21 protein-coding genes and 1 rRNA gene are annotated in these 24,192 nt (G+C 58.3%); 12 read left to right on the top strand and 10 right to left on the bottom strand.

Annotation, left to right across the window (positions count from 1 at the left end):
- Positions 1 to 2: 2 nt before the first annotated feature.
- From E1573_RS19695 to dksA, 6 genes are all read right to left on the bottom strand, one after another.
- Positions 3 to 1,394, bottom strand: coding sequence for a polynucleotide adenylyltransferase PcnB (locus E1573_RS19695; RefSeq protein WP_165957363.1), 1,392 nt, complete (start codon positions 1,392 to 1,394; stop codon positions 3 to 5).
- Positions 1,395 to 2,094: 700 nt separating this feature from the next.
- Complete coding sequence (locus tag E1573_RS19700; RefSeq protein WP_133216245.1) at positions 2,095 to 3,534, bottom strand: sigma-54 dependent transcriptional regulator; 1,440 nt, start codon at positions 3,532 to 3,534, stop codon at positions 2,095 to 2,097.
- A 22-nt stretch (positions 3,535 to 3,556) separates the two neighbouring features.
- Positions 3,557 to 6,511 carry a sensor histidine kinase gene (locus E1573_RS19705; protein WP_165957364.1) on the bottom strand — a complete coding sequence of 985 codons (2,955 nt, stop codon included), beginning with the start codon at positions 6,509 to 6,511 and terminating at the stop codon, positions 3,557 to 3,559.
- Positions 6,495 to 6,671, bottom strand: coding sequence for a hypothetical protein (locus E1573_RS19710; protein WP_003250005.1), 177 nt, complete (start codon positions 6,669 to 6,671; stop codon positions 6,495 to 6,497). The genes E1573_RS19705 and E1573_RS19710 overlap by 17 nt, the downstream gene beginning before the upstream one ends.
- A gap of 211 nt (positions 6,672 to 6,882) precedes the next feature.
- Positions 6,883 to 7,770 (bottom strand): tRNA glutamyl-Q(34) synthetase GluQRS, encoded by an 888-nt coding sequence (gluQRS, locus tag E1573_RS19715; protein ID WP_133216247.1) that lies wholly within the window; start codon positions 7,768 to 7,770, stop codon positions 6,883 to 6,885.
- Positions 7,771 to 7,842: 72 nt separating this feature from the next.
- Entirely contained in the window at positions 7,843 to 8,289 is a 447-nt protein-coding gene (dksA, locus tag E1573_RS19720) for an RNA polymerase-binding protein DksA (protein ID WP_133216248.1), read from the bottom strand.
- A 211-nt stretch (positions 8,290 to 8,500) separates the two neighbouring features.
- Between dksA and E1573_RS19725 the strand changes: the two genes are divergently transcribed.
- On the top strand, positions 8,501 to 9,673 hold the full coding sequence (locus E1573_RS19725) for a pyridoxal phosphate-dependent aminotransferase (RefSeq protein ID WP_133216249.1): 1,173 nt from the start codon (positions 8,501 to 8,503) through the stop codon (positions 9,671 to 9,673).
- Positions 9,673 to 10,386, top strand: coding sequence for a DNA/RNA nuclease SfsA (sfsA, locus tag E1573_RS19730; RefSeq protein WP_133216250.1), 714 nt, complete (start codon positions 9,673 to 9,675; stop codon positions 10,384 to 10,386). Before E1573_RS19725 ends, sfsA begins: the two co-directional genes overlap by 1 nt.
- Here the strand turns inward: sfsA and E1573_RS19735 are convergent.
- The 4 genes from E1573_RS19735 to E1573_RS19750 all read right to left on the bottom strand — a co-directional run bounded on the left by E1573_RS19735 (position 10,376) and on the right by E1573_RS19750 (position 13,457).
- Entirely contained in the window at positions 10,376 to 10,693 is a 318-nt protein-coding gene (locus E1573_RS19735) for a Rieske 2Fe-2S domain-containing protein (RefSeq protein WP_133216251.1), read from the bottom strand. The two genes, sfsA and E1573_RS19735, sit on opposite strands and share 11 nt — an antisense overlap.
- 313 nt (positions 10,694 to 11,006) lie before the next feature.
- Positions 11,007 to 11,279: a TfoX/Sxy family protein gene (locus tag E1573_RS19740; protein ID WP_133216252.1), complete on the bottom strand. Its 273-nt coding sequence runs from the start codon at positions 11,277 to 11,279 to the stop codon at positions 11,007 to 11,009.
- A 168-nt stretch (positions 11,280 to 11,447) separates the two neighbouring features.
- On the bottom strand, positions 11,448 to 11,792 hold the full coding sequence (locus E1573_RS19745) for a pentapeptide repeat-containing protein (protein ID WP_133216253.1): 345 nt from the start codon (positions 11,790 to 11,792) through the stop codon (positions 11,448 to 11,450).
- A 102-nt stretch (positions 11,793 to 11,894) separates the two neighbouring features.
- Positions 11,895 to 13,457, bottom strand: a complete 1,563-nt coding sequence (locus E1573_RS19750; protein WP_133216254.1) for a bifunctional aminoglycoside phosphotransferase/ATP-binding protein — start codon at positions 13,455 to 13,457, stop codon at positions 11,895 to 11,897.
- Between the two features lie 118 nt (positions 13,458 to 13,575).
- On the opposite strand from E1573_RS19750, the gene mrcB reads away from it, so the two are divergent.
- From mrcB to E1573_RS19805, 10 genes are all read left to right on the top strand, one after another.
- The gene (gene mrcB / locus E1573_RS19755) at positions 13,576 to 15,897 is read left to right on the top strand and encodes a penicillin-binding protein 1B (RefSeq protein WP_133216255.1); all 2,322 of its coding nucleotides are present in this window, start codon (positions 13,576 to 13,578) and stop codon (positions 15,895 to 15,897) included.
- A gap of 21 nt (positions 15,898 to 15,918) precedes the next feature.
- Complete coding sequence (locus E1573_RS19760; protein WP_133216256.1) at positions 15,919 to 16,671, top strand: M48 family metallopeptidase; 753 nt, start codon at positions 15,919 to 15,921, stop codon at positions 16,669 to 16,671.
- Positions 16,671 to 17,000 (top strand): YqcC family protein, encoded by a 330-nt coding sequence (locus E1573_RS19765; RefSeq protein WP_133216257.1) that lies wholly within the window; start codon positions 16,671 to 16,673, stop codon positions 16,998 to 17,000. The genes E1573_RS19760 and E1573_RS19765 overlap by 1 nt, the downstream gene beginning before the upstream one ends.
- A gap of 421 nt (positions 17,001 to 17,421) precedes the next feature.
- Positions 17,422 to 19,146 (top strand): acetolactate synthase 3 large subunit, encoded by a 1,725-nt coding sequence (locus tag E1573_RS19770; RefSeq protein ID WP_133216258.1) that lies wholly within the window; start codon positions 17,422 to 17,424, stop codon positions 19,144 to 19,146.
- Positions 19,147 to 19,148: 2 nt separating this feature from the next.
- Positions 19,149 to 19,640, top strand: coding sequence for an acetolactate synthase small subunit (gene ilvN, locus E1573_RS19775; protein WP_010223016.1), 492 nt, complete (start codon positions 19,149 to 19,151; stop codon positions 19,638 to 19,640).
- 51 nt (positions 19,641 to 19,691) lie between these two features.
- Complete coding sequence (gene ilvC / locus E1573_RS19780) at positions 19,692 to 20,708, top strand: ketol-acid reductoisomerase (protein WP_038616234.1); 1,017 nt, start codon at positions 19,692 to 19,694, stop codon at positions 20,706 to 20,708.
- Positions 20,709 to 20,854: 146 nt separating this feature from the next.
- Positions 20,855 to 21,712 (top strand): CDP-diacylglycerol--serine O-phosphatidyltransferase, encoded by an 858-nt coding sequence (pssA, locus tag E1573_RS19785; protein WP_133216259.1) that lies wholly within the window; start codon positions 20,855 to 20,857, stop codon positions 21,710 to 21,712.
- Positions 21,713 to 21,775: 63 nt separating this feature from the next.
- Entirely contained in the window at positions 21,776 to 22,789 is a 1,014-nt protein-coding gene (gene msrP, locus E1573_RS19790) for a protein-methionine-sulfoxide reductase catalytic subunit MsrP (RefSeq protein ID WP_133216260.1), read from the top strand.
- Positions 22,789 to 23,409 (top strand): protein-methionine-sulfoxide reductase heme-binding subunit MsrQ, encoded by a 621-nt coding sequence (gene msrQ / locus E1573_RS19795; RefSeq protein ID WP_133216261.1) that lies wholly within the window; start codon positions 22,789 to 22,791, stop codon positions 23,407 to 23,409. Before msrP ends, msrQ begins: the two co-directional genes overlap by 1 nt.
- Positions 23,410 to 23,905: 496 nt before the next feature.
- Positions 23,906 to 24,192: ribosomal RNA gene (locus E1573_RS19805) — 16S ribosomal RNA — on the top strand; the annotation flags it as partial.

Genomic DNA, 24,192 nt, shown 5'->3' on the forward strand with positions numbered 1-24,192 from the left:
GCTTATTCGCCTGCGCCGCCGTCGGCACGCTTGCGCTTGCTCGGGCTGCGTTTACGCTTGCGCGGGCCCGCACTGGTACCGTCTTCACGACTGCCCAGCTCGCGGATCATGTCGCGCCGCTCACTGTCGTTGCAGTCCTGATAGTCGGTCCACCATTGGCCCAAGCCGTCGGTTTCCTCTCCGGCGCTTTCACGCAGCAGCAGGAAGTCGTAACCGGCACGGAAACGCGGGTTGTCGAGCAGTACCTCGGCACGCTTGCCGCTGCGGCGTGGCAGCCGCTCCTGCATGTCCCAGATCTCGCGAATTGGGAGGGTGAAGCGTTTCGGAATGGCGATGCGCTGGCATTGTTCGCTGATCAGCTCATGAGCTGCCTCGTTCATGGCCGGAATCGGCGGCATGCCACGGCTTTGCAGACGCAGTGCGCGACCAGGCAAGGCAGGCCACAGCAGAGCGGCAAACAGGAACGCTGGTGTCACCGGCTTACCTTGCTTGATGCGCAGGTCGGTGTTGATCAGCGCCTGGCTGATCAGGGTATGGGTGTAGGTCGGGTGTTCTTCCAGTGCTTCGGCACTAGCCGGGAACAGCGGATCGAACAGTTGCAGGTCAACCAGCATTTCGAAGGTGTCGGCAGCGTACCCGGAGAGGAATAGCTTGAGCGTTTCTTCGAACAAACGGGCGGCCGGGATCTCGCGCAGCATCGGCGCCAGTTGGCGGATCGGCTGAACGGTATGCTTTTCGATGCCAAAGTTCAGCTTGGCGGCGAAACGCACGGCGCGCAGCATGCGCACGGGATCTTCCTGGTAACGCTGGGTTGGATCACCGATCAGGCGAATCAAACGATTGCGGATGTCGTGAACACCATTGGCGTAATCGAGGATGCGCTCGCTGACCGGGTCGTAGTACAGGGCGTTGATGGTGAAGTCACGACGTTGCGCGTCTTCTTCCAGGGTGCCATAGACATTGTCACGCAGAATGCGCCCGCTCTCGTTACGCGAGGAGGTGTGGCTGTCTTCTGCCGCTTCGTTTTCCGGGTGGTTGGCACGGAAGGTCGCGACCTCAATGATTTCGCGACCGAAGTGAATATGCACCAGTTTGAAACGGCGACCGATGATGCGCGCATTGCGAAACTCGGCGCGGACTTGCTCGGGTGTGGCACTGGTGGCGACGTCGAAGTCCTTGGGGGTGATGCCCAGGAGTTGGTCACGAACACAGCCGCCCACCAGGTAGGCCTGGTAGCCAGCATTTTGCAGGCGCTCAACGATACTCACCGCATGACGACTGAATTGGCCACGTTGCAGCGAGTGTTGACCGCTATTGATCACTTCAGGCGTGGTGCGCTTGTGGTGCGCGCCACGTACGGGAGTACGGAACGACTGGAACAGCTTCTTCAGCATGGGATGCACTGTTTGAAGGAATGTTCGGCCAAAAACGAAGAATGGCCGCATGATGGGCGGGGATTCTAGCATTTACTGGGGGGATGGTGTAGGCGCTAGCAAAGCGGGGTGATGCAGGGGGAGAAACTACAAGGGGAGCCGAAGCTCCCCAAGAAGTAGTTGCGTGCTCTTATTATTTTTTTGCCGGGCTTCTTGTTTTTGTTGAGTGCCCTATCCACAAAACGCAAAGCTTGTGGACGATCTCCCTAACCGGGATTCAAGAGCAAACGGATTGCTTTGGTCGCTGAGGTTGCAATGATCATGTGATCCAACCAGTTCAGGCTCTGCTTTAGTGCAGTTTTTGTTGTTCTCTGCCTGGTTGTGGGGCAAGCCCCAAAAACAACTCCTCTCCAAAAGAATCAGTTAGCTGCGCCTCCGCCGTCTTGTTCTTATTGTGCGTGAGCCGATTCGTCTTATTTTTATTGTCTTTTGCAGTGCTTGTTATTGTTCTTGTACCAAACATATAGCAGGTGCCGTGCCAACTTTTGCAAACCCCAGTAAAACAAGGGGTTGGAGCAGTTTTGGGGCCCTGGAGGGGCGAAAAAAAACCGGGGCTTCGTTACCGTAAGCCCCGGTTTTTGTTACGAGATTGCGGTGAGGTAACAGTTTTTTCACATTTGCCTGTGTTACCGCGTGCTACCCCAAAAAGTGCTGAAAGGGATCAGCTATCGCTGGTGGCCCCACTCTTGCGCCGCGGGATGCCCAAGCGTTGACGACGCTCCCACAGACACTTGCGGCTGACCCCGAGTTTGCGGGCCAGCTCCGTCTCGGTCATGTGGTCTTGGTGCTCAAGGACGAAGTGCTGGAAGTAGTCTTCCAGCGACAGGTCTTCGGTGGGTTCATGGCTGGTGGTGTTGGTCGTGCTGCCGTTACCGGACAGGCCGGCAAACGGTTCGTCGTCGTCCAGATCGCTCAGCTCAATGTCGATGCCCAGCAGGTCTGCGGAAATTTCCGGGCTCTCGCAGAGAATCACTGCACGCTCGACGGCGTTTTCCAGTTCACGGACGTTACCCGGCCAGGAGTAATGACGGATGGCCTGCTCAGCATCGTGGCCGAAGCGCAGGTCGTTACGACCAATACGTGCACTTTGGCGGGCGAGGAAGGCATTGGCGATTTCGTTGACGTCAGCACCACGCTCGCGCAGGGCGGGCAGTTTCAGCGCGATCACATGCAGACGGTAATAAAGGTCTTCACGGAACTGGCCGACTTTGGCCAGGTTCTTCAGGTCACGGTGGGTAGCTGCAATCAGGCGCACATCGACTTTTTGCGACTGCACCGAGCCCACCCGGCGGATCTCACCTTCCTGCAACACCCGCAGCAGGCGAGCCTGTGCTTCCAGTGGCAGTTCACCGATTTCATCGAGGAACAGGGTGCCGCCATCGGCAGCTTCGACCAGGCCGGCACGACCAGCGCTGGCGCCGGTAAATGCGCCTTTCTCATGGCCGAACAGTTCCGACTCGATCAGCGTTTCCGGAATAGCGGCGCAGTTCACGGAAATCATCGGGGCTTTGGCGCGGCGTGACAGATTGTGCAAGGCGCGGGCAACCAGCTCTTTACCGGTACCCGACTCACCCTGAATCAGCACGTTGGAATCTGTGGGCGCGACTTTGCGGATCTTACCGTACAGGTCTTGCATCGGTGGGCAGGAGCCGATGATGCCGATTTCGCCATTGGCAGCGGTGCTGCTGCCTTTGTCTGCCATGCCGGCCTTGTTGCCGCCACGCGCTTCGGTCGGTACCGCTGGCGCGTTCTGACGATCACGCAGGATGCGCGCCACCGCTTGCAGCATCTCGTCATGATCGAAAGGCTTGGCAATGTAATCCACCGCGCCCATCTTCATTGAGTCGACGGCTGAGCGCAGGCTGGCGTAGCTGGTCATGATCAGCACCGGAGTGCCCTGGCCGAGCTTGATCAGTTCGGTGCCCGGCGCGCCAGGCAGGCGCAGGTCACTGACGATCAGGTCGAAGGTAGTAATACTGAAGCGTTCCTGGGCTTCCTGTACCGAGCCGGCTTCGCTGACCTGGTACTGGTTCCGCTCCAGCAGGCGACGCAGCGCCGAGCGGATGATGGTTTCGTCTTCGACGATCAGAATATGAGGCATTGATTCAATTCTCTCGACGGTCTCAGTTCACAGCGGACGTCGCTACGACATGGCGCGGCAGAGTCACTCGAATACGAGTGCCACGTTGACTCTGGATATCGGCCGGGCTGTCGATGGTGATTTGTCCATAATGCTCTTCCACGATGGAATAGACCAGAGCAAGCCCCAGTCCGGTACCTTCGCCCGGGTCCTTGGTAGTGAAGAAGGGTTCGAACAGACGATCCATGATGTTTTTCGGAATACCGCTGCCTTCGTCCTCGACGATCAGGTCAACGGTATGCTCGCTTGCTTCGCTTTTGACTCGCACGGCACTGCCGGGCGGTGAGGCGTCGCGGGCGTTGGACAGTAAGTTGATCAAGACCTGGGCCAGACGCTGCGGGTCGCCATCGACCCAGTGCTCGGGGTCGCACAGGTTGAAGAACTGTACTTCGAAATTGCGCCGGTTCAAGGCCAGCAGACCGATGGCGTCTTGCGCTACTTCGGCCAGGCACACTGGCTCGTCGCTGTGCTGGTGGCTGCCAGCGTGGGCAAAGCTCATCAGAGACTGAACAATGCGGGAAATACGTTTGGTCTGCTCCAGTATCTGGCTGCTCAGTTCGGTAATCTCGCCATCATCCTCGCGCTCTTCACGCAGGTTTTGCGCCAGGCAGGCGATACCGGTGACCGGGTTGCCGATCTCGTGGGCGACCCCGGCCGCCAGGCGGCCGATACTGGCCAGGCGTTCCGAATGCACCAGTTTGTCTTCCAGTGCCTGGGTTTCGGTGAGGTCTTCGACCAGTACCACCAGGCCACTGTTACCCGGCGCCAGGGGCTCGTCGATCGCAGCTTTATGCAGGTTGAGCCAGCGGGTTTGACCGTCCAGGCCCAGCCGTTGTTTATGCAGATGCTCGTCAGGAATATTGGTGAAACCCAGCAGCAGGCCACGCCACGGCTCACTGATAGTGGTCAGGCGCGAGCCGACCACGCGCTTGGCAGGAATGCCGGTGAGCTCTTCCATCGCCTTGTTCCACATCAGGATCTCCTGATCCTTGGCCAGCGAGCAAACACCCATGGGCAGCTCCTGCAACGTCTGGCGGTGGTAGCGGCGCAAGGCATCAAGCTCGGCGGCCAGCCCGGTCAGGCGCGAGTGGTAGTCTTCCAGGCGGCTTTCGATGAAGTGAATGTCTTCGGTTACGTAGTTTTCGTTACCCGACTTGTAGGGCAGAAAGGTTTCGACCATGTCCTGGGCCACGCTGGGCCCCATCAACCCGGACAGGTTGGCTTCGATACGATCACGCAGACGGCGCAAGGCGTAAGGGCGGCGTTCGTCAAAGGGCAGGTAAAGGTCACGTAAGGCTTGCTCCACTTCCTTTTGCGCGGCCTTTGCCCCCAGTGGCTTGGCCAGCTGAGTGGCAAACTCCTGCGGCGAGGCAGCATGCAGTTCGCGGCGTTGCGGGCGGCGCACGTTGTCGACCGCACAGGCTTCAGCCGCACTGATCTCTTCGGTGCTGGCGTTGGTGAACAGCGAAATCAGGGTGAACAGCAGCACGTTCGCCGCCAACGAGGCGATAGCGGCCATGTGCCAACTGGTGTCGTCGAGCACATAGATCATGTTTAGCAGGGGGATGTAGAAGCCTTGCAGGTTGCCGACCAGCGGCAGCAGCATGGTCACCATCCATACCAGAATCCCCGCCAGCAAGCCGGCAATGAAGCCGCGGCGGTTCGCAGTTGGCCAGTACAGTACCGAGAGGACACCCGGCAAGAACTGCAAGGTAGCGACGAATGCGACGATGCCGAGGTTGGCCAGGTCTTGTTGGCTTTCCAGGGTCAGATAGAAACCAAAGCCGGCGGCGATGATGGCAACGATCAGTGCGCGACGGGTCCATTTCAACCAGCGGTAGATATTGCCTTCGGCGGGCGGTTGGTACAGCGGCAGCACCAGATGGTTCAGCGCCATACCCGATAGTGCCAGCGTGGTCACGATGATCAATCCGCTGGACGCCGATAGCCCACCAACATAGGCGAGCAAGGCCAACGCTTGGTTGTCGGCGGCGATCCCCAGGCCCAGGGTGAAGTATTCCGGGCTGGTGCTGGCCCCCATCTTCAGGCCAGCCCAGAGGATCAGCGGTACCGCGAGGCTCATCAGCAACAGGAATAGCGGCAGGCCCCAGCTGGCACTGACCAGCGAGCGCGGGTTGAGGTTTTCGGTAAAGGCCATGTGGTACATGTGCGGCATGACGATGGCCGAGGCGAAGAACACCAGCAACAGCGTACGCCAAGGGCCTTCCTGCAGTGGCGTGTGCAGGGCGGCCAACGCGGTCTGGTTTTGCAGCAGCCAGACTTCCAGTTGATGCGGCCCGCCGAACACACCGTACAGCGCATACAGGCCAATACCGCCCAGCGCCAACAGCTTGATCACCGACTCAAAGGCGATAGCGAATACCAGCCCTTCATGCTTTTCCCGGGTAGCGATATGCCGCGAGCCGAAAAAGATGGTGAACAAGGTGATCAAGGCACAGAAGGCCAGAGCGACCCTGGCCTTGACCGGCTCGCCGGTGAGGATGCTGATCGAGTCGGCCACCGCCTGAACCTGAAGGGCCAGCAATGGCAGCACGCCAATCAGCATGAACACCGTGGTCAGAGCGCCGGCCCAGGTGCTGCGGAAACGGAAGGCGATCAGGTCAGCCAGCGACGACAGTTGATAGGTGCGGGTGATTTTAAGAATCGGGTAAAGCAACACCGGCGCTAACAGAAACGCTCCGGAAACGCCCAGGTAACAGGCGAGAAAGCCATAACCGTATTGATAAGCCAGGCCCACCGAACCATAAAAGGCCCAGGCACTGGCATAGACACCTAACGACAGGGTGTAGGTCAGCGGGTGGCGAATGATCGAGCGCGGGATCATCCCACGTTCACTGACCCAGGCCACGCCAAACAGCACCAGCAGGTAGGCGGCGCTGATCAGAATCATCTGGGTCAGACTAAAGCTCATCGGCATCACGTTGGCTCTGCAGGATAAAGGTCACGACGATCAGGATCAGCCAGAGCAGGTAAGGGCGATACCAGGCACCGGTTGGCTCGATCCACCAGTCCATGATGGCCGGGGAGAACAAGTAGATCCCCACGACCAGAAGCAGGACCAAACGATAGATATACATGCTGGCCTCAAAGGTTAGGGCGCTATGGCTTGGACTTATTATTGGCGCAAATGGCTGTGGCGATGGTAACGGATGGGCTGGCGACTGCAAGACACCTTGCGCAAATAAGCCAAAGATTTGAATTTATTAGAGTTTGTGTAACTCGGTAGGAGCGGGCTTGCCCCGCGATAGCGGTGTGTCAGGTTAATCGAATCGCGGGGCAAGCCCGCTCCTACAAGAGGTCTGCTTCAGGTACGGTGAGGCGCCGCGGGATGGCGTCGGGGTTCCAGTGCAAAGCGGCGTGTGCCAGCACTTCAGCCGGGGTGCCTAGCGCCATGCCAGCATCGGTGGCCTGGCCAAGTGCGCGCAGGGCCCTCAGGATCAGCGGCGTGGCCTGTTCAGTGGGCAGGGGCGCGGAGCGGTAACTTTTGCCCAGCTTGTGGCCGTCGGGCTGGATAATGAGCGGCACGTGCAGGTAGCGCGGCTGTGACAGGCCCAACAGTTCCTGTAGGTAAAGCTGGCGTGGGGTGTTATCCAGCAAATCGGCACCGCGAACGATATCGGTCACGCCTTGCCAGGCGTCATCCAGCACCACCGCCAGCTGATAGGCGTAGAGCCCGTCGCGGCGGCGAATGACGAAGTCACCCACCTCACGGCCCAGATGCTGCTCGAAAGCACCCTGAACCCGGTCTTCAAATCGGTAAGTAAGCTCCGGAACCCGCAGGCGAATAGCGGCATCTTCTTGAGCATGACAGCAGTTACGGCACAAACCGGGGTAAATGCCGTTGTAACCTTCGAGTTGTTTGCGCGAACAGGTACAGGCATATGCCAAGCCCTGGCGGAACAAGCGCTCGGTAACCTCGGCGTAGGCCGCATGACGCAGGCTTTGGTAAACCACCTCGCCATCCCATTCCAGGCCATAGCTTTCCAGAGTGTGCAGGATTGCAGCCTGGGCGCCGGGTGCCTCGCGGGGCGGGTCGATGTCTTCCATGCGCAGCAACCAGCGCCCACCTACGGCACGGGCGTCAAGCCAGGAAGCAAGGGCAGCGACCAGAGAACCGAAATGCAAGAAGCCGCTGGGAGTAGGGGCGAAGCGCCCGACGTAAGAGATCTGGTTCATGGCAGCGCTGGACTATTAAGGGGCACAAATGAAACGGGGCGCCTGTGGCGCCCCGTTACGGTCGGTTAGCTATCAGCCCTTGCCGACGGTTTTTTCTTTCTTCTCTGCCAGTTCCTTGCAGTCAAAGCAAAGGTCGGCGGTCGGGCGTGCTTCGAGGCGGCGCAGGCCGATCTCTACGCCGCAGGCGTCGCACCAGCCGTACTCTTCGTCTTGGATCTTCTGCAGGGTCTTGTCGATCTTCTTGATCAACTTGCGCTCGCGATCGCGGTTACGCAGTTCCAGGGCGAATTCCTCTTCCTGGCTGGCGCGGTCGGCGGGGTCTGGGAAGTTGGCCGCCTCATCCTTCATGTGGTCCACGGTCCGATCGACGCTGTTCATCAGCTCCAGTTTCCATGCACCGAGAAGCTTGACGAAGTGTTTGCGCATGGGCTCGCCCATGTACTCCTCGCCCTTGGTTTCCTTATAGGGCTCGACACCGTACATGGTCTGACTAGCTTTTTGCTTTTCTAGGGTGGACATGAATAGACCGCCTCTCACTTTTCTAATCCATTGCGCAGGCTGCTCCATCTCCGGCGCCCGCCGGCCCTGCGACTGCGAGCCGCCGAACTTACCAGATCAAATCGGGGCGCGCTACTCCCGGTGATGTTCCTGGTTGACCACAGGTTTAGCCACACGTTCGCTTCAGGACACGGGTAGAATCATTATTCTAGACCCATTTGAGAGAAGGTTGATGGCCCAGTCCTACAGTGCGCGCAGCCGCGCCATAGAACCCTTCCACGTCATGGCACTGCTGGCTCGTGCCAATGAGTTGCAGGCCCGCGGCCTTGATGTGATTCACCTGGAAATCGGTGAGCCGGACTTCACCACTGCCACGCCTATCGTCGAGGCCGGGCAGGCCGCGCTGGCCGCCGGGCACACCCGGTACACCGCAGCGCGTGGTCTGCCAGCGCTGCGTGAAGCGATTTCGGGTTTCTACCAGCAACGCTATGGCCTGGACATCGACCCTGAGCGAATCCTGATTACCCCCGGCGGTTCCGGTGCCTTGCTGCTGGCCAGCAGCCTGTTGGTAGACCCCGGTAAACACTGGTTGTTGGCCGACCCGGGTTACCCGTGCAATCGACACTTTTTGCGCTTGGTCGAAGGCGGGGCGCAGTTGGTGCCGGTTGGGCCAGAGGTCAATTATCAACTAACCGCTGATCTGGTAGACCGCTACTGGGATCAAGACACTGTCGGAGCGCTGGTCGCATCCCCTGCCAACCCGACCGGTACAGTGCTCGACCGTACCGCGCTGGCCAGCCTGTCGGCCGCGACGCGTGCGCACAATGGCCATTTGGTGGTGGATGAGATTTACCACGGGCTGACCTACGGCATGGATGCACCCAGTGTGCTGGAGGTCGACGACAGCGCCTTTGTCCTGAATAGTTTTTCCAAGTATTTCGGCATGACCGGCTGGCGCCTCGGCTGGTTGGTAGCGCCTCCAGCTGCAGTGGGTGAACTGGAAAAATTGGCGCAAAACCTCTACATCAGCGCCCCGAGCATGGCGCAGCATGCGGCGTTGGCTTGCTTCCAGCCCCAGACACTGGCGATCCTGGAAGAGCGCCGTGCCGAGTTCGCTCTGCGCCGCGACTTCCTCCTGCCCGCTTTGCGCGAGCTGGGTTTCAAGATAGCCGTTGAGCCGCAGGGTGCGTTTTACCTGTATGCCGATATCAGTGCCTTCGGTGGCGATGCCTTTGCGTTCTGCCAGCATTTCCTTGAAACAGAGCATGTTGCTTTCACCCCAGGTCTGGACTTCGGCCGCTATCAAGCCGGGCACCACGTGCGCTTTGCTTACACCCAGAGCCTGCCGCGTTTGCAAGAGGCCGTAGAACGGATCGCCCGTGGCCTGCGGAGTTGGCAAGGCTGATGCGTTTTTCTCCAACACTTGAAACCGGGCGGCTGTTACGACGTTACAAACGTTTTCTGGCAGATATCGAACTGGCCAGTGGTGAGCAGATCACCATCCATTGCCCGAACACTGGCTCGATGCTTAATTGCATGGTCGAGGGCGGGCAGGTCTGGTTCAGCCGCTCCAATGACCCCAAACGCAAACTGCCCGGGACCTGGGAAATCAGTGAGACCCCACAGGGGCGGCTGGCGTGCGTGAATACCGGGCGAGCCAATGCGTTGGTTGAAGAAGCCTTGCTTGCCGGGCGCATCACCGAGCTGGCCGGATTTACTGGGTTAAAACGCGAGGTGCCCTACGGTGAAGAGCGCAGCCGAATCGACTTTCGCCTGGAATTCGCCGAAGGGCCGGCCTATGTCGAGGTCAAGAGCGTAACCCTGGGCTATTCCGACTCAGCTGTGGCCGCCTTCCCGGATGCCGTGACCCAGCGCGGCGCCAAGCACTTGCGCGAGTTGGCGGCGCTGGCGCGTCAAGGCATTCGGGCCGTTCAACTGTACTGCGTCAATCTCAGTGGCATCGATGCGGTGCGGCCTGCTGAAGAAATCGATGCCGCCTATGCGCAAGCACTGCGCACCGCAGTAGCGGAGGGTGTTGAGGTGTTGGCTTACGGTAGTTACGTCGATGGCGAGCAGATTTATATCGACCGTGCCTTGCCAGTGTTGCTCAACCGGTGAGCCAGATGCCCTGAGCGTCTTCCAGGCAGTTCAGGGCCGTTAGCTGATCGCCTTCACAAGGCCCCGCCACACATTCGCCGGACTCGATCAGAAACAGCGCGCCATGCCGTGAGCAGGCAATAAGGCTGGCGCTGCTGTCGAGAAATTGGTTGGGCTCCCAGTTCAGAGGGATGCCTCGATGCGGGCAGCGATTACGGTAGAGGTAAACGCGGCCAGCGCGGCGCACGGCGAGCACGCTGGAGTCGTTGACGGTAAAGCCACGGCTTTGGCCTTCGCCCAATTCGTTGGGTAAACAGAGAAAATGCATACCAGGGGACACAGAGTTGGTGTGATCGCTCGCTTTATACCGCGTGGCGCCTGGGTTATCCACTGTAGGAGCGGGCTTGCCCCGCGATGCGGTTTGGCTGATACACCGCAATCGCGGGGCAAGCCCGCTCCCACAAGAGACCGCAAAAAAAAGACCCGGCAAAGAGCCGGGTCAAATAACCGTGATTAGCCTGATGAGGAGATAATCTGAGAGTCCGAACCAAGGGCTTTCAGTTTATCCAACCAGTCTCGCGACCAGTTGTGGTAATCATAACGATTCTCATTACGCTGTCAACTGTCGCTACTCAATATTCTCAATTATTTTTCTGAACGAGCTTGCCATCGAGTTGCTGGTTCAGGGCTTCCTTGCGTTCGGCCGGAATGTCATTCCAATGCATGTCGAGCAACGCGCCTTCAATCGCGTAGAGCAGCACCTTTGAGGCCCGGAAGCCACGTGTACGCACGGCCTTGTAGGCATTCACCGCCCCCAGTCGGCGCAAATCCGAGGCGCTGTGGATGCCGACCGCATGCAGCCACTGCGCAGAGGTCTTGCCAAGGTTTTTCAGATGCTGCAGTTCATCGTTCATCAAGCCTCCTTGCGACGGCTGAACGGGTCTTGATTAGGGAATCGTAAGCAGGTCAAAGAGGAGTGTAGCGGCACTTGGGAAATACGCGGCGTTTTGCCATCCTTGTGCCGACGGGTAGCTCAAAAGCGCCCGCTAAAAAGTAGCTGGCGGGCGCTTTGGCCTATGTAATCAACGGGTTCGGTAACGCAGGCGGGTGCCGAAATTGACCGACATCAGAATCTCGTCGGCGCTCAGTTCGCTGGGAAAGTAGGTGCCGGAAATCTGCGCGTGAGACAAACTGGCGCCTTCCAGACCGTTCTGGCGCAGGTCCAGGCCACGCAGGTCGGCGGCGCGGAAGTAAGCATCGGTGAAGTCGATGCCTGTGGTGTCCAACTCACGTAGATCGAGACCGCGGAAATCGCCGCCGCGAAAGTCGATGCTGGCATCCTTTGGCTTTTCGCGGTTGAAGCTGGCGATCTGTTCGTCATGCACCAGCGCATACAGTGCGCTGTCCAGTTGCCGTGGCTGATTCATGAGAGCGCCTCCCTGTTGGACTCCTGATGACATTATAGTGCCATCATGCGGGAGGCGCCCGGACTCAAGTGTGAAGTGTCGACTGCTTCACGTCCTGAGGTATCAGAGGCCGGGGAGGCGTTGACGGATCTGCTTGACCAACTCGTCGAGGCTACCGCTTTCGTTGGTTTCGACACGCTTGCTTTGCAGCAACTCTTCGCTGGTCAGTGGCTCGCGACTAGCCAGTTGGGCTTCAACCACTTCCAAGGTTGCATCGGAAGGATCGTTCTTGTCTGCCTGACGCTGTGCCAGCCAACTGATGATCACGGCGAGTGGTGCATTGCAGTCGAGGATCAGGAACGGCACCCCGGTCTTGCTGGCAACGCCGGCCGCCGCCTGACGCTGGGCGTGACTCAGGTAAGTGGCGTCAATCACGACCGGGAAGCCGGCACGCAGGATGGTTTCTGCCAACTGGTGCAAGCGATCGTAAGTGGCCTGGCTGGCATCACTGCTATAAATGCCGGCCTGCAACTGGCCTGCGTTGTTGCTCGCTTGTTCACCGAACAGGCGCTTGCGCTCCACGTCCGAACGAAGGCGGATAGCGCCAAGGGCGTCGACCAGGCGCATGGCAACATGACTTTTGCCAACTGCAGATACACCGTGGGTGATGGCCAGAAAGCGCGAAGGGATTGCACTGTAGCTTTCCGCCAGGTTCGCGTAGTTGCGGTAGGTCCGCAGGGTGGTGGCGCGCTGCACGGCGTCGGCATTGGCCGGCATGCTGAACAGCGCGACCTTGGCCCGCACCAGGGCGCGGTATGCCTTATAGAAGTTCAGCAGTTCCAGGCCTGCGTAATCCCCGGTCAATTCCAGGTATTGGCTGATAAAGCGGCGCGATAGCGATTTCAGGCCACGGTCTTCCAGGTCCATGGCCAGGAAGGCGGCGTCGGCGTAAACGTCAGTCAGGCGGAACGGCTCGTTGAACTCGATGCAGTCAAAGATTACCACTTTGCCGTCGATCAGGGTGGCGTTGCCCAGGTGGATGTCACCGTGGCACTCACGGATGAAACCTTCAGCCTTGCGCGTTTCAAGCAGGCCGTGAAGGCGCTTGAAACTGTCCTGGGCCCAGGCTTGCAGCGCATCGAGTTGTTGCAGGTCGGCCTTGTCGGTGAGGAACGGGCGAATCTGCTCGAAATTCTGCTCTACCGGGGCCATGACGCTGTCCGGGGTGCCCAGTGGATGTACCACCGGCACTTTGGGGGCTTGCAGGTGGAACTCGGCGATCTGCCGGGCCATCTGGTCGATGTGCTCAGCAGTCAGTTCACTATTGGCTTGCAGAGTGCTGAGCATCTGGTTCTGCGGAAACTGGCGCATTTTCAGTGCGTATTCGATCACGGTGCCTTCACCGCCCAGCTGTGGCGCCTCGGCACTGCCGGTAATAGGCAACACTTCCAGGTACAGGCCCTCGGTCAGGCGCTGGTTCAGGCGTAGTTCTTCGTTACAGAAATGCTCGCGCCCCGACAGTTCGGTGAAGTCGAGGAAGCCGAAGTTCATCGGTTTCTTGATCTTGTAGGCGTATTCGCCGGTCAGCAGTACCCATGAGATATGGGTCTCAATGAGCTGGAACTCCTTCACCGGGTGAGGGAACAGGGCGGGGTTCTGCAGCGCGGTGATCAAAGCTTGGCTCACGGGCGATCCTTTTGGGTCTTGGTGATTTCGAGTCGGCCATTATGGCGGCAAGCGTGGCTGGTGCAAACCGCCGGAGGGCGCCTGTCGACGATCAATAAAGTGCGTATAATCCGCCGCCATGACTCGTACCCGATCCCCCCGTACCCCGAAAAAACGCCCGTCTGGCCGCTCTCGCGCCTGGCTCGGCTGGGCCATCAAGCTCAGCCTGGTTGGCCTTGTGGTGCTGGCCGGCTTTGCCATTTACCTCGATGCTGTGGTCCAGGAGAAGTTCTCCGGCAAGCGCTGGACCATCCCGGCCAAGGTGTATGCCCGGCCGCTGGAACTGTTCGTCGGGCAGAAGCTGAGCAAGAACGACTTTCTCATCGAACTCGATGCCTTGGGCTATCGCCGTGAAAGCGTTGCCAACGGCCCGGGTGCTGCTTCCGTGAACGGCAACACCGTCGACCTCAATACCCGTGGTTTCCAGTTCTATGAAGGTATGGAGCAGGCGCAAGCGGTGCGTGTGCGTTTCTCCGGCGACTACGTGGCAGGCTTGAGCGGTATTAATGGTTCCAAACTGGATGTGGTTCGCCTGGAGCCGCTGTTGATCGGTGGTTTGTACCCGAAAAACCTTGAAGATCGCATCCTGATCAAGCTCGATCAGGTACCGCCATACCTGCTGGAAACCCTGGTCGCCGTGGAAGACCGCGACTTCTATAGCCACTTCGGCGTGTCGCCCAAATCGATTGCCCGCGCAGTCTGGGTCAACACTTCCTCGGGGGCGATGCGCCAGGGCGGCAGTACCCTGACGCAACAGTTGGTCAAAAACTTCTACCTGACCAACGAGCGCAGCCTGAGCCGTAAGCTGACTGAAGCGATGATGGCCTTGTTACTGGAGTTGCACTACGACAAGCGCGAGATCCTCGAAGCCTACCTGAACGAAGTTTTCGTCGGTCAGGATGGTCAGCGTGCAGTGCATGGCTTTGGTTTGGCCAGTCAGTTCTTCTTCAGTCAGCCGCTGTCTGAGTTGAAGCTGCATCAAGTGGCACTGTTGGTGGGGATGGTCAAGGGGCCTTCGTACTACAACCCGCGCCGGTACCCGGAGCGCGCGACGGTGCGACGTAACCTGGTGCTGGACCTGTTGGCTGAGCAGGGTGTAGCCACACCAGAAGCGGTTGCTGCAGCGAAGAAAATGCCGCTGGGTGTGACCAAGCGTGGCAGCCTGGCCGACAGTTCGTTCCCGGGCTTCCTTGACCTGGTCAAGCGCCAGTTGCGCCAAGACTACCGCGACGAAGACTTGACCGAAGAAGGCCTGCGTATTTTCACCAGCTTCGACCCGATTCTGCAGATGAAGTCTGAATCTGCCATGGCCGAAACCTTCAAGCGTCTGGCTGGGCGTAAAGGTGCCGATGAAGTTGAGGCCGCGATGGTGGTGACCAACCCGGAAACCGGTGAGGTCCAAGCGTTGATCGGCAGCCGTCAGGCTGGCTTTGCCGGGTTCAACCGGGCCATCGACGCGGTGCGGCCGATCGGCTCGCTGGTCAAGCCAGCGGTATACCTGACCGCTCTGGAAAAACCGAGCCAATTCACCCTGACCAGTTGGGTGCAAGATGAGCCGTTCTCGGTCAAGGGTGGCGACGGACAGGTCTGGCGCCCGCAAAACTATGACCGCCGTTCCCATGGCACGATCTACCTGTACCAGGGGCTGGCGAACTCCTACAACCTGTCGACTGCCAAGCTGGGGTTGGAACTGGGTGTGCCCAATGTGCTCAAAACTATTGGGCGCCTGGGGGTCAATGTTGATTGGCCAGCCTTCCCGTCGATGCTGTTGGGCGCTGGTGGCATGTCGCCGATGCAAGTCGCAACCATGTACCAAACGCTGGCCAACGGTGGCTTCAACACGCCGATGCGCGGTATCCGCAGCGTACTGACGGCCGAGGGCGAGCCGCTCAAGCGTTATCCGTTCCAGATCCAGCAGACCTTCGATCCGGGAGCGATCTATCTGGTACAGAACGCTATGCAGCGCGTGATGCGTGAAGGTACCGGGCGCTCGGTCTACAGTGTGCTGCCAAGCTCGTTGAACCTGGCGGGCAAGACCGGTACCAGTAACGATTCGCGTGACAGCTGGTTCGCAGGTTTCAGTCAGGATCTGCTGGCGGTGGTCTGGCTGGGGCGTGACGACAACGGCAAGACGCCATTCACGGGCGCCACTGGTGCCCTGCAGGTCTGGACCAGTTTCATGCGCAAGGCTGACCCGCTGCCGCTGGATATGCCATTGCCCGACAATGTAGTGCAGGCCTGGATTGACCCGCATTCCGGGCAGGGTTCCGACAGCAGTTGCCCGGGTGCAGTACAGATGCCGTATATTCGCGGCAGTGAGCCACCTGCTGGTGCCGCATGCGGCGGTACGCAGGACCCGGCCGAATCCGTGATGGATTGGGTCAAGGGCTGGATGAATTAAGCATTAAGCAAGAGGTGTGAAGTGAACAAGTGGTGGATTCCTGGCTTGACGGCTCTAGCTTTGCTCAACGGTTGCGCCAGCGTGCAACGCGGCTCGATTCCTGTGGTCGACTCGGGCACACGTGTATCCAATAGCGAGCGCGTCACGGCCAACCGCGGTGCGCCGGTCAATACCGGCACCCGCCAGGCTCAAGCGGTGCCACAGGACTCCGGCGTCACCGTGATGGTGCCGCAAGGGGCGGGCGCATCGCCGATTCAAACCTTTCCGGCGTCGACGGCACCAGCGCCGATCAGCACCGGCCCGATTACCCCGGGCCCAAGCAGTTCGCTGCCGTTCGAGAGCGGCTCGACCAATGCCGGCAGCTACACCATGCCAAGCAGCACCGCACCCAGCGCACCTAGCGGCATCCCGCGTAGTGCAGCCAGTGGCGGTCTGTCGGCCGATGAACAGCTCGACGGTCCGGTCCTTGCGCTGTTGACCACCGCTCAGCAACAGCAAGGCAGTGGTGACTACAACGGTGCTTCTTCGAGCCTGGAGCGTGCCCAGCGCATCGCCCCGCGCGAGCCGCAGGTGCTTTACCGACTGGCTCAGGTGCGTTTGGCGCAAGGCGATGCCGCACAATCTGAACAGTTGGCCCGTCGTGCCCTGACCTACGCCAACGGTCGCCCAGACCTGCAAGCAGGCCTGTGGGACATTATTGCCCAGGCCCGTGAGAAACAGGGCGACTCGGCCGGTGCAGCGCTGGCGCGGCAGAAAGCGCAGGTCAACCTGTAATGGACCCGCGCATTCTGGATATCGCCGATCACCTGCTGCTGATCGAACACGAGCTGCACGCTCAGGGCTGGTGGAGTGAAGTGGCACCTAGTGCGCAAGCGCTGGCAAGTACGGTGCCATTCGCCGTCGACAGCATGAACTTCGACCAGTGGTTGCAGTGGATTTTCCTGCCAAAAATGAAAGAGATCCTCGAAAACGGGCTACCCCTGCCAAATGCCTCAGGCATCCTGGTCATGGCTGAAACGGTTTATGCCGATCGTCCGGAGGAAAGCCGCGAGCTACGCAGGCTGCTAGCAGAATTTGATCAATTGATCAGTCCATCTGCCTGAATTTCCCTCTTTTCACCCTTGGAGCCACAGATTGTGGCTCTTTTTGTATGGAATGTTTGTTTTTCTGCTGCTGTCATTGGCAATAGTGGTGGCTGTTGTTCGTCCTTGCGCGAAATTGGCAATAATTTTTCTTGACTTGCGCGCGCCGAAAAAGAAGAATCCAGATTCCGCTGTAGAGGGACTGCCAGAAGCAGACCCGCTAAGCAGATCATGAGGCGCACACCCGCGCCGACCTGTAACACCCCGCAACGCGTTACCTCGCGCTGGGTGGGAAAGCCCCGCAACACTTTGGGGTGCTCCCAATACTTGCTCAGTCAGTGCTGACGTAGTGGCAATTCCGTCGCTCATGCTCTGCTTGGCAGTAAACCTATTAAGACCCGTCCACCGTGGGCGGTATTCTGGCGTTTTAGAGGTGAACAACGTGGAGCTTTTATCTGGCGCTGAGATGGTCGTCCGCTTTTTGCGTGACGAAGGCGTTAAGCACATCTATGGGTACCCTGGCGGTGCTCTCCTTCATGTTTACGATGCACTGTTCAAAGAACCGGAAGTGAATCACATCCTGGTTCGTCACGAGCAGGCTGCTACTCATATGGCGGATGGTTACGCCCGTGCCACCGGCAAAGCCGGCGTGGTACTGGTCACTTCCGGTCCGGGCGCAACCAATGCCATTACCGGTATTGCCACTGCGTACATGGACTCCATCCCGATGGTCATTCTTTCCGGTCAGGTGCCTAGCACCATGGTCGGTACCGATGCCTTCCAGGAAACCGACATGATCGGTATTTCCCGGCCGATCGTGAAACACAGCTTCATGATCAAACATGCTTCGGAAATTCCGGAAGTGCTGAAAAAAGCCTTCTATCTGGCGCAATCTGGCCGTCCAGGTCCGGTTGTTGTCGATATCCCGAAAGACATGACCAATCCGGCGGAAAAGTTCGAATACGTTTACCCGAAAAAGGTCAAGCTGCGCTCTTACAGCCCGGCTGTCCGTGGTCACTCGGGTCAAATCCGCAAAGCAGCTGAAATGCTCCTGGCTGCCAAGCGTCCGGTGGTTTATGCCGGCGGTGGCGTGATTCTCGGTGGTGGCTCTGCTGCCCTGACTGAAATCGCCCAGATGCTCAACCTGCCTGTCACCAATACCTTGATGGGGTTGGGTGGCTATCCGGGTACCGATCGCCAGTTCCTCGGTATGCTCGGTATGCACGGCAGCTACACCGCTAACCTGGCGATGCACCACGCCGACGTGATTTTCGCGGTCGGTGCTCGTTTTGACGATCGCGTGGTAAACGGCCCGGCCAAGTTTTGCCCGAACGCCAAAATTATCCACATCGATATCGACCCGGCGTCGATCTCCAAGACCATCAAGGCCGATGTGCCGATTGTCGGTCCTGTCGACAGCGTCCTGACAGAAATGGTTGCGACCTTGCGCGAAATCGGCGAGCAGCCAGAAAAGGCTGCGATGGATGCCTGGTGGAAGCAGATCGAAGAGTGGCGCGGTGGTCGCGAGATGTTCCCTTACGACAAGGGCGACGGTAACGTCATCAAACCGCAGACCGTGATCGAAACCCTTTGCGAAGTGACCAAAGGCGATGCCTTTGTTACTTCTGATGTGGGTCAGCATCAGATGTTCGCGGCGCAATACTACCGCTTCAACAAGCCTAATCGCTGGATCAACTCCGGTGGTTTGGGCACCATGGGCTTCGGTTTCCCGGCGGCCATGGGTGTCAAGTTGAGCTTCCCAGACCAGGACGTTGCCTGTGTTACCGGTGAAGGCAGCATTCAGATGAACATTCAGGAACTGTCGACCTGCCTGCAGTACGACCTGCCGGTGAAGATCGTCAACCTGAACAACGGTGTATTGGGCATGGTCCGCCAGTGGCAAGACATGTCCTACAACAGCCGTCACTCGCACTCCTATATGGAATCGCTGCCTGACTTCGTCAAGTTGGCTGAAGCCTATGGTCACGTGGGCATTCGCATTACCAGCCTGAAGGACCTCAAGCCCAAGCTCGAAGAAGCGTTCGCCATGAAAGACCGCCTGGTGTTCATCGACATCCAGGTCGACAACAGCGAGCACGTCTACCCGATGCAGATCAAAGACGGTTCCATGCGCGACATGTGGCTGAGCAAGACGGAGCGTACCTAATCATGCGGCACATTATTTCCCTGCTGTTGGAAAACGAACCCGGTGCCTTGTCTCGCGTGGTTGGTCTGTTCTCGCAGCGTAACTACAACATCGAAAGCCTGACCGTAGCGCCGACCGAAGACCCGACCTTGTCGCGTCTGACGTTGACCACGGTCGGTCATGATGAGGTGATCGAGCAGATCACCAAAAACCTGAACAAGCTGGTTGAAGTCGTCAAGCTGGTCGACCTCTCGGAAAGCGCACACATCGAACGTGAACTGATGCTGGTCAAGATCAAAGCCACGGGCGCTCAGCGTGCCGAGATCAAACGCACCACCGATATCTATCGTGGGCAGATCGTCGATGTCAGCAGCAGCGTCTACACCGTGCAGCTGACTGGCGCCAGCGACAAGCTTGATAGCTTCATTCAGGCCATCGGTACCGCGTCCATTCTCGAAACAGTGCGCAGTGGCGTCACCGGCATTGCCCGTGGCGACAAAGTGCTCAGCATCTAACTCAAAAAATTAGCGATGGCCCTATCGGGCCGAGATAACAGGGGTATGTTCATGAAAGTTTTCTACGACAAAGACTGCGACCTTTCGATCATCCAGGGCAAAAAAGTTGCCATCATCGGTTACGGCTCCCAGGGTCACGCTCAAGCGTGCAACCTGAAAGACTCCGGTGTGGATGTCACTGTCGGTCTGCGTAAAGGTTCGGCCACTGTTGCCAAAGCCGAAGCCCACGGCCTGAAAGTTGCCGACGTAGCTTCCGCTGTTGCTGCTGCCGACCTGGTCATGATCCTGACCCCGGACGAGTTCCAAGGCCAGCTGTACAAGAACGAAATCGAGCCGAACATCAAGAAGGGCGCTACCCTGGCCTTCTCCCACGGCTTCGCGATCCACTACAACCAGGTTGTACCACGCGCTGACCTGGACGTGATCATGATCGCGCCAAAAGCGCCAGGTCACACCGTACGTTCCGAGTTCGTCAAAGGCGGCGGTATTCCTGACCTGATCGCGATCTACCAAGACGCTTCGGGCAACGCCAAGAACGTTGCGCTGTCCTACGCTGCAGGCGTTGGTGGCGGCCGTACCGGCATCATCGAAACCACCTTCAAAGACGAAACCGAAACCGACCTGTTCGGCGAACAAGCCGTACTGTGCGGCGGTACCGTTGAGCTGGTCAAAGCGGGCTTCGAAACTCTGGTTGAAGCCGGCTACGCGCCAGAAATGGCCTACTTCGAGTGCTTGCACGAACTGAAGCTGATCGTTGACCTCATGTACGAAGGCGGTATCGCCAACATGAACTACTCGATCTCCAACAACGCCGAGTACGGCGAGTACGTGACCGGCCCAGAAGTCATCAACGCCGAATCCCGTCAGGCTATGCGCAACGCTCTGAAGCGCATCCAGGACGGCGAGTACGCCAAGATGTTCATCAGCGAGGGTGCTACCGGCTACCCATCGATGACCGCCAAGCGTCGTAACAACGCCGCTCACGGCATCGAAGTCATCGGCGAGCAACTGCGCTCGATGATGCCTTGGATCGCAGCGAACAAAATCGTCGACAAAGCCAAGAACTAATCTTGCTTTAATGCGATGAAAACGCGGCTTCGGCCGCGTTTTTTCGTTTAGGCGGTCAGCTTCTGGTATAAAGCTTCATCGTCTGTCGGCGAACCCTCGTCGCAGACATCTGTCGAAATTTTCCACTCCGTTGCAAGGTAATCTCAATGAGCGAACGTCCCGAAGAGCCGAACAAGGCCTCTGACGCCGAAAGCCTGCTACCGATCGATGAGCATGTTGAAGAAGGGCATGACGCCGAAGGCCGCAAGGTTCGTCATCGCGGCATCTATTTGTTGCCCAACCTGTTCACCACCGCGAACCTGTTCGCCGGTTTCTATTCCATCATCAACTCCATGAGTGCCCAGGCTGCCCTGAGCGCTGGTGACCCGCGTGAAGCGAGCAAGTATTTCGCTTTTGCCGCAATCGCCATTTTCGTTGCCATGGTGCTCGACGGCCTCGATGGCCGGGTAGCGCGCATGACCAATACCCAGAGCGCTTTCGGTGCTGAGTATGACTCGCTGTCGGACATGGTCGCTTTTGGTGTAGCGCCTGCATTGCTGGCGTTCGGTTGGGCCCTGGGTGACATGGGTAAAGTCGGCTGGATGGTCGCCTTCATTTATGTCGCAGGTGCAGCATTGCGTCTGGCTCGCTTCAACACCCAGGTCGGTAAGGCTGACAAACGTTACTTCATTGGCCTGGCCAGCCCGGCGGCGGCGGGCGTGGTAGCCGGCACCGTCTGGGCCTTCAGTGACTACGGTATCCAGGGCTCCAAGCTGTCGTTCCTGGTCGCACTGCTGGTGGCCGCTGCGGGTATGCTGATGGTCAGCAACATCAAGTACAACAGCTTCAAGGAACTGGACCTCAAGGGGCGTGTACCTTTCGTAGCGATCCTGGCCGTAGTACTGGTGTTCGCAGTAGTCTTTAGTGATCCACCGCGCATTCTGCTGCTGGTGTTCCTCGGCTACGCGGCCTCCGGCCCGGTGCAGTACTTGCTGCGCATCCGCCGGCGGAAAAATATCGAGTGATGTAATTTCGCTCGGGCTCCGTAGTCTACTGGTGCATCAGTCTTCCAGTTCTACGGAGCCTCCATGCTTATCAAGCTGTCCAAAGCGTCCGATTGCAAAGAATCGGAAGTCACGCCCGAATCCTTCTACTTTTCTCGTCGTGCCATTCTCGGTGGATCGCTGGCTGCTCTGGCGGCTACTGCGTTGCCGCGCCTGGTGGAGGCTGCCGAGGTTTCGCGCTACGCCGACGTCGAGGCGGGCAGGGCGCCCGGCTGGTTCAGTGAAAAACTTGGCGCAACGCAATGGCAAGCTGTCACCGCGCCGGGTGAGGCGATTACCCCCTTCAAAGATGCCACGCACTACAACAACTTCTATGAGTTCGGCGCGGACAAGGGTGACCCGGCTGCCAATGCGGGTAGCCTGAAAACCGAGCCGTGGACGGTTGTTGTCGATGGTGAGGTGGGTAAGCCCGGGCGCTATGCGCTTGAAGACTTCATGAAACCCTACCAGCTTGAGGAGCGAATCTACCGTCTGCGCTGTGTCGAGGCGTGGTCGATGGTTATCCCTTGGCTCGGCTTTCCGATTTCGGCGTTGCTCAAACAGGTTGAGCCAACCGCCAAGGCGCGTTTTATCCGCTTCGAAACGCTGCAAGACCCAAAAACAATGCCCGGCCAGCGCTCCAATTTTGCCTTGATCGACTGGCCTTATGTGGAAGGTCTGCGCATGGATGAGGCGATGAACCCGTTGGCGATCCTGGCGGTGGGCATGTATGGACGCGAGTTGCCGAACCAAAATGGCGCGCCGTTGCGCTTGGTGGTGCCGTGGAAGTACGGTTTCAAGAGCATCAAGTCGATTGTGCGTATCAGTCTGGTTGAACAACAGCCTCGTACTACCTGGCAGGCTATAGCACCGGAAGAGTACGGCTTCTATGCCAACGTCAATCCTGAGGTTGATCACCCACGGTGGACGCAGGCACGGGAGCGCCGCCTGCCCAGTGGACTGTTCAGCCCCAATGTGCGTCCCACTCAGATGTTCAACGGTTACGCTGAAGAAGTGGCGGGGCTTTATAGCGGGCTTGATCTGCGGAAGAACTATTGATGCGCTATCCACTGTTTCGCCTTGCCATCTTTATTCTGGCTAGCGTCTGGCCGCTGTGGTGGTTGTACGAAGCGGCCATGAACGCGCTTGGGCCAGATCCGGGCAAGATCCTCGTCGACCGGCTGGGGTTGGGGGCGCTGATCTTTCTTCTTATTACCCTGAGTATGACGCCGCTCCAGCGCCTGACCGGTTGGGCGGGTTGGATAGTCTCGCGGCGTCAGCTGGGGCTGTGGTGTTTTGCTTATATAGTGCTGCACATGACATCGTACATGGTGTTTGTCCTGGGGTTGGACTGGGGGCAGTTGGGGGTTGAACTCAGCAAGCGGCCCTACATTATTGTGGGGGCGTTGGGCTTTATTGGATTGCTGGCCTTAGCTGTAACCTCTAATCGCTACAGTCAGCGGCGTTTAGGCGTGCGGTGGAAAAAATTGCACAAGCTGATCTATGTGATTCTTGCTTTGGGTTTGTTGCACTTTCTCTGGGTTGTGCGCGCCGACCTGAAAGAGTGGGCTATCTATGCGGCCATTGGCGCATTTCTGCTGGCGTTGCGTATCCCCTTGTTCGCGCAGCGAATACCACGCTTGGCGAGTCGAAAAGCAACTTCTGCATCAAAAGCCTGAATTAGTGCTTGACGTGCGATTTAATCTCTCTATAATTCGCCCCACTTCCGGCGCAGTCGGAACGGAAAACTCCTTGAGATTCAATGAGTTAGATGTTCCAGGTGGTACCGGAAGGGCTTCGATCGAAAGATCGGCAGCGGTGAAAAAGGTGGTTGACAGCGAATTGAAACGCTGTAGAATTCGCCTCCCGCTGACGAGAGATCGCAGCGAGTTAAGCGGTTGAAGTTGAAAGAGAAATTCTGGAAAACTTCAAAATAAACGCTTGACACACTCTGGGGAAAGCGTAGAATGCGCGCCTCGGTTGAAGCGAAAGGCTTCAGCCAAACGCTCTTTAACAATCGAATCAAGCAATTCGTGTGGGTGCTTGTGACTCAGACTGATAGTCAAAAAGATTATCAGCATCACAAGTGACTACACGGAAATCGAAAGATTTCAAATTTAGTCATTTGAGATTGCTGAGCCAAGTTTAGGGTTTTCTCAAAACCCAAGCAGTATTGAACTGAAGAGTTTGATCATGGCTCAGATTGAACGCTGGCGGCAGGCCTAACACATGCAAGTCGAGCGGATGAGAAGAGCTTGCTCTTTGATTCAGCGGCGGACGGGTGAGTAATGCCTAGGAATCTGCCTGGTAGTGGGGGACAACGTTTCGAAAGGAACGCTAATACCGCATACGTCCTACGGGAGAAAGCAGGGGACCTTCGGGCCTTGCGCTATCAGATGAGCCTAGGTCGGATTAGCTAGTTGGTGAGGTAATGGCTCACCAAGGCGACGATCCGTAACTGG

It is taken from the genome of Pseudomonas sp. H9, from assembly GCF_004353925.1.
Taxonomy (GTDB): domain Bacteria; phylum Pseudomonadota; class Gammaproteobacteria; order Pseudomonadales; family Pseudomonadaceae; genus Aquipseudomonas.